The organism is Actinophytocola sp. (assembly GCF_050699915.1).
GTDB lineage: Bacteria > Actinomycetota > Actinomycetes > Mycobacteriales > Pseudonocardiaceae > Actinophytocola.
In genome coordinates this window covers 1-8,147 of record NZ_JBOHGA010000253.1, presented here as the reverse complement: position 1 = coordinate 8,147, position 8,147 = coordinate 1, and the positions used below count along the sequence as shown (strand labels likewise).

The following is an 8,147-nucleotide window of genomic DNA, read 5'->3' as shown; positions in this document are numbered from 1 at the left end:
GGGTTGGACACCCGGCCGGCCGACCCTACCCCCAGTCGTGGAAGGTCTCAGCCGATCAGCGAGATCAGCATCGCCACGAGGTCTGCAACCACGTGTGACTCCATCTCTCCGGTTCCTCTCGTCCCGACTGCCCAGATGCCCATCCGACACCCGGGTCGACGGTCGCCGGCGAATTCCCCGACTACCCCGACAAAACGGAGGCTCACACGGGCAAGAGAATCCATCTGCGTCACGTGACACACAGCTCTGGAATTGTCCGAACGGGCTAGAACCTGACATTTGGACAAATACTGGTCAGCGCCGGCAGATATCCAACCGAGATGAACCTCGGCTTAATTCGCATGGAATGTACCCCGGAATTCAGGGCCTGTCATGGCACCGGCGGAACATGCGGGAGCCGTCCCACTTCGGAGCTGAAGGGGACGGCTCCCGGCTACCGGACGGCGGCCGTCGTGGGCGAGCACCGCGACAGGCTCGCGTCGGCACGAGGCCACCATCCGGGCGGGGACACCGGGTCTACCGCGTACTCCCCCGAGTCACGGTCCTCACGGTGTCCTCCTCTGTTCGGCGCGCACCGGGCACAACTATGCGGCACGTCGACGCGAGAGGCGACCGATTTACTCAGCCGGCGAGGATCTGGTCCAGGCCCGTCGCCACGACGCGCTGGGCGTCCTCGCGGTACTTGAGCACCGCGCCCAGGGTGGCCGCCGCGGCAGCCGCGTCCAGCTCGGTGCGACCCAGCGCGCCCAGCGCCTCCGCCCAGTCGATGGACTCCGCCACCCCGGGCGGCTTGAGCAGCTCCACTTCGCGCAGCCGCCGCACCGCGCTCGCCACCTGAGTGGCCAGCTCCGCGGACAGTCCCGGCAGCCGGCGGCGCAGGATCGCCACCTCGCGCGCGAGAGCCGGGTGCTCCAGCCAGTGGTACAGACAGCGCCGCTTCAGCGCGTCGTGCACCTCGCGGGTCCGGTTCGACGTGAGCACGACCAGCGGCGGCACCGTCGCGCGCACCTCGCCGAGCTCCGGCACCGTCACCGCGCTCTCCCCGAGCACCTCCAGCAGGTACGCCTCGAACTCGTCGTCGGCGCGGTCGACCTCGTCCACCAGCAGCACGCACGGCGACTCCTCCAGCGCCCGCAGGAGCGGCCGGGCCAGCAGGAACCGCCGGCTGTACAGCGACCGCTCCGCCTCCTCGGAGTCCAGCGAACCGTGTGAGGCGGCCTCGAGCGCGCGCAGGTGCAGCAGCTGGCGGGGAAAGTCCCAGTCGTAGAGCGCCTGGGTGAAGTCGATGCCCTCGTGACACTGCAGCTTGATCAGCCGCACGTCGAGCGCCTCGGCGAGCGCGGTCGCGAGCGAGGTCTTGCCCGTGCCCGGCTCGCCCTCGCAGAACAGCGGCCGCCCCAGCCGCAACGCGAGGAACGCCGCCGTCGCGACTCCCTCGTCCGCCAGGTAGCCGACCCGCTCGAGCGAGCCCGCCAACTCCGCCGGCGAGCCCACCGGCGCCCACGACGCGTCCACCACACCTGAAAGCCTACGGGTAAGGGAGATCGCCTGACCCGAAACCGGGGTCCGGCCAGGGTCGATCCCGGATGCCGGGCGCCCGCGCACCGGCGAGGCTGGACTCATGAACGACACAGACACCGACACCCGCCCCGTCCGCACGCTGCGCCGCAGCCGCTCCGACCGCATGGTCGCCGGCGTGTGCGGCGGCATCGCCACCACGCTCGGCGTCGACGCCGCCCTCGTCCGCATCGGCCTGGTCGCGGCCACGCTGCTCGGCTTCGGCACCGGCGCCGTCCTCTACCTGGTCTGCTGGCTGGTGATGCCCGAGGAGTGAGGCCAATACAGTGACGGCCGTGACCGAGGACAGCCGAACCGTCTCCCGCCTCGGCACGGCCCGCGCGCTCGTGTTGCTGGCCGCCGTGCTGGCGTTCGTCGCGAGCGCGCTCGGCTGCCTCGTCGTCCTCGCATTCGGCCCAGCGGTCCTCGGCCGGTCCGGGCTGACCGGCACCGCGGTGCTCGCGGCCGCCGTGTGCACCTTCGTCGTCCTCGTCTCCGGGATCGCCGCCAGCCTGCTCGCGGTGCGCGCCCGATCCGTGCGGGCCGTGCTCGGCCGCGGGTTCGGCGTCCTGCTCGCGGGCGTCATCCTCGGCCTCGGCGCGCTGCTGCTGCTCGTCTCCGGCGGCTCGGGATGAACCCGCCGGTAACCACCCGAATGGCCCGTATCTGGCCACTCCGGTCACGCTCTTGACTACCGAGACGACCTATAGCTTGAGTAGGCCCGACGGGCAGTCAGAAATACGCGGAGACGCGAGGGCATGGGGGTTGGCACGATGGACCTGGAGCCATCTGGAACTCAACCCACGGAGCGGGGTGGGACGCGGTGACCGAACTGCAGACCACGAGCGTGGCCAAGCCCTGGGAGGGGCTCGACGGACGGGACCGGCACGCGGCATGCATGATCGCCGCGCAGCAGGGTGACCGCACGGCCTTCGACATCCTCGTCGCCGAGCTCTCGCCGCTGGTATGGCACGTGGCGCGCAGCAACGGCCTGGACCGGGCCAGCGCGGAGGACGTGGTGCAGACCGTGTGGCTGGCGCTGCTGCGCCACATCGACCGGCTCTCCGAGCCGCGAGCGCTGGCCGGCTGGCTGATCACCACCACCCGCCGCGAGGCGCAGCGGGTGGCGCACCGCGGGCCCGGCCACATCGAGCTGTCCACAGAAGTAGCCGATCAGCTGCCGACCACCGACCCGTCGCCCGAGCACCTGGTGCTCCGCGACGAGCGGGACCGGCAGATCTGGTCGGCGTTCCACAAACTGACGCAGCGCTGCCAGGAGCTGCTGCGGCTGACCGTCCTCGCCGGCCGCGCGGAGTACCGCGCCGTCGCCGAGGCGCTGCACATGCCGCACGGCAGTATCGGACCGACCAGAGGGCGCTGCCTCAACAATCTGCGCACCTTGTACAACGGGGACAGTGGATCATGAGAACTCACCACCCAGACGACGAGCTGATGACCCAGGTGGCCCGGCTGGTGAACGAGCTCGATCCCATGCCACCCGGCCTGGTGGAGCGCGCCCAGTTCGCGCTCGCCCTCGATGACATCGACAACGTCGACATCGAGGTCGCCCGGTGGGCCGACAACCGCACGCTGACCGGCGTGCGGGGCGGTCTGCCCGGCACGATCACGTTCTTCGTCGGGGACCTGACCGTCATGGTCAACGTCACCCGCACGGGTGAGCGGCAACGCATCGACGGCTGGCTGGTTCCGGCCGGCGCACACGGCGTCGAGGTCCGCGTCGCCGAGCACGGCTCGTCGACCACCACCGCCGACGAGGGCGGCCGCTTCGTCCTCACTGAGGTGCCGCGCGGAACCACCCAGCTGTTGGTGCGCATGAACGCTGAGCAGTCACGGACGGTCGTGACCCCAACTGTCGACTTGTAGCCCGAACGGCCCCTCATACTCCATTTGGCAGATATTGTCTGTATCTCGCTGTGGTCGCTTGCCTCTTGTCAAGGTGAGGACGCAGACGTCTGCTGAAAGGGGAGTACAGCAATGTCCGAGCAGCCTGCCACGACAGGCCCGAAGCCCCCGGTCGACCCGCGCCAGAGGTGCGCGAAGTGCGGTTCCACCGACCATCCGACCGGCTACCACGAGGGCAGCATCGCCCCGGCCGGTGGTGGTGTCTCACCGAAGGGCTACCACGAGGGCAGCATCGCCGGCGAGAGCCTCGGCGAGAAGCTCGCCGACGCTGAGGGGCAGCACGACAACAGCGCGCCTCGCAGCAACTGACCGCCGTACCGCAACAGCACACCGCGACATGCCCTCACCTGCTGGACAGGTGGGGGCGGCGGTGTGCTGCCATTGACCCATGCCCCGTGCGCGCGACCGACGTGCTCCGCAGCCGCGACCGGGCCGACTCGCAGCCGCCAACGGCGATGCGATCGGCGCCAGTGTCGAGGCGGCAGCCGAGTTACGTCACCGGGCGGTCGAGGTCGCGGCCGGGGCCCGTCCCGCCGCGGCCGTCAAGCTGCTGCGCCGGGCGCTGCGCATGCTCCCCGTCGACTCGAAGGACCTCGGTGCGATCACGGTCCGCACCCGGATCCTGCTGTCGATGGCGTACGTACAGGCCGAGACCGGGCCGATCACCGACGGACTCGTGCACCTGGGCACCGCGCGCAGCCTCGTCAACGGCATGCCCGACAGCCCGCACAAGCTCGCGCTGCTCGGGGTCGCCAACCAGCAGCACGCGCTGATCCTGCTGCGTGCCGGGCACGTCCACGAGGCGATCGAGCTTTTCGACGAGGCCATCCCGCTGCACGAGCGGACCCTCGGCGGCCCAGCCGGCGACCCGGAGAACCTGGCCCGGGCGTACATGAACCGCGGTCTCGCCTACATCTCGGCGAGCAAGCCGGGGCCGGCCGAGGCGGACGCGCGGCGCTGCATGGCCCTGTCCGCCGAGCACGGGCTGTCGCTGCTGGCCGCGAAGGCCGAGGGAAACCTGGGCGAGATCGCCCAGCTCGGCGGCGTCATCCCGGACGCGCTGCGCTACTTCGAGGGCGCCGAGCGGGCGTTCCGCGAGCTCGCCCCCGGGCTGGTGCCACGCACCAAGATCGACCAGGCTCGCTCGTTGCTCGCCGCCGGGCTCGCCGACGAGGCGGCTCGTCATCTCGACGAGGCGCTGCCCGAGCTGCGTGAGCACCGGATCGGCCAGGATCTCGCCGAGGCGGAGGTGGCGCGTGCCGCGGCCGCGCTGCTGCAGGGCGACCTGACGGCCGCCAAGCAGCTGGCCGCGTCGGCGCGCAGCCACTTCCTGAAGCGGGGCAGCGGTCCGTGGGCCGACGTCGCCGCGCTGACCCGGCTGCGCGCCGAGGTCGAGGCGGCGCTCACCGGGGAGACGAGCAACGCCACCCCGGCCCGGGCGGCCGCGCTCGCCGAGAAGCTGTTCGTCGCCGGGCTCACCGACGAGGCCGCGATGGCGACGATGCTCGCGGTCCGCCTCGCGCTGCGCCGGCGCGGCGTCGAGGCGGCCGAGGAGCTGCTGGAGCAGGTTCCGGCGCTCAGCAAGATCGCGCCGATCGACCACCGGATGCTGCTGCGGCTGTGTCGGGCGGAGGTGGCGCTCGCCCGCGGCCAGAGCCGGCGCGTGCTGGCGCAGGCGAAGGCCGGGCTGACCGAGCTCGGCGCCGTCCGCGACCGGATGGGCGGACTGGACCTGGTGTGCGGCACCGCGGTCCACGGCTTCGAGCTCGCCCGGCTCGCGGTGAACCTCGTCCTGGACAGCGCGCGGTCCGACGCCGACGGCCGCCGGCTGCTCGACTGGCAGGAGCGCACCCGGGCGCAGGTGTACCGCTACGAGCCGCAGCCCGCGATCGACGACCCGGAGCTCGCGGCCGCGGTGACCGAGCTGCGGACCGTGACCCGGACCGTCCAGCAGTACCGGCTGGAGCGGCGGCCGACCGCGCACCTGGAGCGGCGGATCTCCGCGCTGCAGCGCGAGGTGAGCCGGCTGGGCTGGCACACGAGCCACTGGGGAAAGCCGCGGCCGGTGTGCACGTCGGACGAGGTCATCGACCGGCTCGGAGACCGCACGATGATCAGCTTCGCCGGGCCGGGCGAGGACTTCGCGGCGGTGGTCGTCAGCGGCGGGCGGACGCGGCTGTTCCGGCTGGGCCGCCAGGCCGAGGTGCTCGAGATCGCCCGGCAGCTGCACGCCGACCTGGACGCGCTCGCGCCGGACGACCTGATCGCGCCGCTGGTCAACGCCGTCTCGCAGTCGGCGCTGAGCCGCATCGAGGCCCTGGACCGGCGGCTGTTCGGCGACGGCGGCATCCCCATGTCACTGCTCGAGGACCGCGAGCTCGTCGTCGTGCCGTTCGGCGGCCTGTACTCGGTGCCGTGGGAGTCGCTGCCGACACTTCGCGGGCGCGCGGTTTCGGTCGCGCCTTCGGCGACCGCGTGGGTGTCCGCCGCGGAGGCGTCGACGACGCAGGGCCGGGTGGTGCTCGTGTGCGGGCCGGATCTGCCGGAGGCGGTGTCCGAGCTCGACCAGCTCGCGGCCGTGTACCCGGACGCGATCGTGCTGGACGGCGAGCGGGCCACGAGCGCGGCGGTGCTGTCCGCGATGGACGGTGCGAAGCTCGTGCACATCGCCGCGCACGGCACGCACGAGCCGGCGAACGCGCTGTTCTCCCGGCTGGAGCTGGCCGACGGCGGGCTGCTCGCGCACGAGGTCGCCCGGCTGCACCGGCCGCCGGAGCACATCGTGCTGGCGGCCTGCGAGCTGGCGCTGTCGCACATCCGGCCCGGCGACGAGCCACTCGGGTTCGCCGGTGCGATGCTGGCCAGCGGCTCGCGGACGGTGGTGGCGGCGGTGAACCGGGTCGGGCACCGGTCGGCGGCGCTCACCATGACCGACTACCACCGCAGGCTCGCGAACACGAGCTCCGCGATCGACCTCGCCGAGACGATGACGGACTACCACCGCAGGCTCGCGTCCGGCACCCGGCCGGCCCGCGCCCTCGCCGAGGCGACTGCCGCGGACCCGCTGCGCCGTCCGTTCATCCTGCTCGGTGCGGGATAACGAGGCGTTTGCGTAAAGATCGTCGGCAGATGACCATTGGTCCATCGGCGCGACGAGGGGCAGGTCAACGATGTGGAGTGATCCGCGCTTCCTGACGCACCTGATCTCCGTGCCGCTGTTCACCGGCGTCATCGGCTACATCACCAACTGGACCGGCGTGCTCATGCTGTTCCAGCCGATGCGGTTCCACGGCCTGCGGGTGCCGGGCCTGCGGTTCCTGTACCCCTACCTGCCGCGACGGGTGCAGGTTATCCCGGCGATCACCCACGACGGGCGGTTCGGCTGGCAGGGCATCATCCCGTCGCGGGTGTCCAAGATGGCCAGCATCTCGGTGGACAAGGCGCTGCTGAAGGTCGGCGGCATCGCCGACTTCTATCGTGAGTTCGAGCCGGACAAGATCGCCGACCACATCGCGGCCACCGCGCGCGGCGAGATCCGGTCGGTGGTCGAGCGGATCATGGAACGCGAGCACCCGCGCCTGTGGCACGACCTGCCGCCGGTGGTGCGCGAGGCCGTGCACGTGAGGATCCAGGAGCGGCTGCCGTCGATCGTGCGTGGGCTGACCGAGCAGATCGGCGAGCACATCGAGGACCTCATCGACGCGAAGCTGCTGGTGATCCGGCACTTCGAGGAGCACCCGGAACTGATGAACGACATGTTCCGCGAGGTCGGGCGCAAGGAGCTGAGGTTCATGCAGAACTTCGGCTTCTACCTCGGGTTCCCGTTGGGCGTCGGGCTGGTGTTCATCATCGAGGCGGTGCCGCAGTGGTGGGTGCTGCCGTTCGGCGGGGCGGTGATCGGCTGGGTGGCGAACTGGATCGGCATCAAGCTGATCTTCGAGCCGGTCTTCCCGCGGCGCGTCGGCCCGTTCCGTTTCCATGGGCTGTTCCTGCGCCGCCAGCCCGAGGTGAGCGACGTGATGGCGACGATCATCGCCGACGACATCATCAACATGCGCAACATCGGTGACGAGTTGCTGTTCGGCCCACGCTCGGACCGGACCCGCCAGATGCTGGAGACCTCGCTCCGGCCGGCGATCGACAGCGAGGTGGGTTTCGCCCGCTCGGCGGTGCGGGTCGGCATGGGGACCGAGCGGTACGACCGGATCCGCGACGCGGTGGCGAGCGAGGCGGTCGAGTTCGCGACGGCGTTCAGCGACACGGAGTTCGGCAAGCAGCAGGCGGTCAAGATCAACCGATTCGTGGCGCGGCAGATGCGCCAGCTGCGGTACGACGAGTTCAACGAGCTGCTGCGCTCGGCGATCAAGCAGGACGAGTGGCTGCTGTTCGTGCATGGCGGGGTGCTCGGCATCGGTGCCGGGCTGATCCACCTGGTGATCTTCGGAGTGTGACATGGAATTCCTCGATGAGGGCGCCGGCATGCTGCGCGTGGCGGTGAACGCCGGCTGGACCACCGCGCAGTGGATGACGCGCACGACCGTCCACACAGGAACTCGCGTGGTGCGCGGCCTGGCGGCGGGCGAGTCCCCGGTCTCGATCGCGGCGGCGCTGGGTGCGGAGCTGCGGTCCGCCGCGTCGGCGCTCGGCGCGCCCGCCCCGCCCGAGCC

General features: G+C 71.2%; 9 protein-coding genes. 8 read left to right on the top strand and 1 reads right to left on the bottom strand.

Annotated features, from left to right (window positions below; genetic code table 11):
- Positions 1-621 precede the first annotated feature (621 nt).
- Positions 622-1,515, bottom strand: a complete 894-nt coding sequence (locus tag ACRDSK_RS29135; protein ID WP_431444562.1) for an AAA family ATPase — start codon at positions 1,513-1,515, stop codon at positions 622-624.
- A gap of 106 nt (positions 1,516-1,621) precedes the next feature.
- Here ACRDSK_RS29135 and ACRDSK_RS29130 point away from each other — a divergent pair, with 106 nt between their 5' ends.
- The 8 genes from ACRDSK_RS29130 to ACRDSK_RS29095 form a co-directional block, all read left to right on the top strand.
- Positions 1,622-1,834: a PspC domain-containing protein gene (locus ACRDSK_RS29130; RefSeq protein ID WP_431444561.1), complete on the top strand. Its 213-nt coding sequence runs from the start codon at positions 1,622-1,624 to the stop codon at positions 1,832-1,834.
- Positions 1,835-1,853: 19 nt separating this feature from the next.
- Complete coding sequence (locus ACRDSK_RS29125; protein WP_431444560.1) at positions 1,854-2,192, top strand: hypothetical protein; 339 nt, start codon at positions 1,854-1,856, stop codon at positions 2,190-2,192.
- Between the two features lie 188 nt (positions 2,193-2,380).
- Entirely contained in the window at positions 2,381-2,983 is a 603-nt protein-coding gene (locus ACRDSK_RS29120) for an RNA polymerase sigma factor (RefSeq protein ID WP_431444559.1), read from the top strand.
- Positions 2,980-3,441: a carboxypeptidase regulatory-like domain-containing protein gene (locus ACRDSK_RS29115; protein WP_431444558.1), complete on the top strand. Its 462-nt coding sequence runs from the start codon at positions 2,980-2,982 to the stop codon at positions 3,439-3,441. Before ACRDSK_RS29120 ends, ACRDSK_RS29115 begins: the two co-directional genes overlap by 4 nt.
- Positions 3,442-3,552: 111 nt before the next feature.
- Entirely contained in the window at positions 3,553-3,789 is a 237-nt protein-coding gene (locus tag ACRDSK_RS29110) for a hypothetical protein (RefSeq protein WP_431444557.1), read from the top strand.
- A gap of 79 nt (positions 3,790-3,868) precedes the next feature.
- Complete coding sequence (locus ACRDSK_RS29105; protein WP_431444556.1) at positions 3,869-6,580, top strand: CHAT domain-containing protein; 2,712 nt, start codon at positions 3,869-3,871, stop codon at positions 6,578-6,580.
- Between the two features lie 70 nt (positions 6,581-6,650).
- On the top strand, positions 6,651-7,931 hold the full coding sequence (locus ACRDSK_RS29100; protein ID WP_431444555.1) for a hypothetical protein: 1,281 nt from the start codon (positions 6,651-6,653) through the stop codon (positions 7,929-7,931).
- Position 7,932: 1 nt separating this feature from the next.
- The coding region (locus ACRDSK_RS29095; protein WP_431444554.1) for a hypothetical protein at positions 7,933-8,147 on the top strand (215 nt) is incomplete at its 3' end.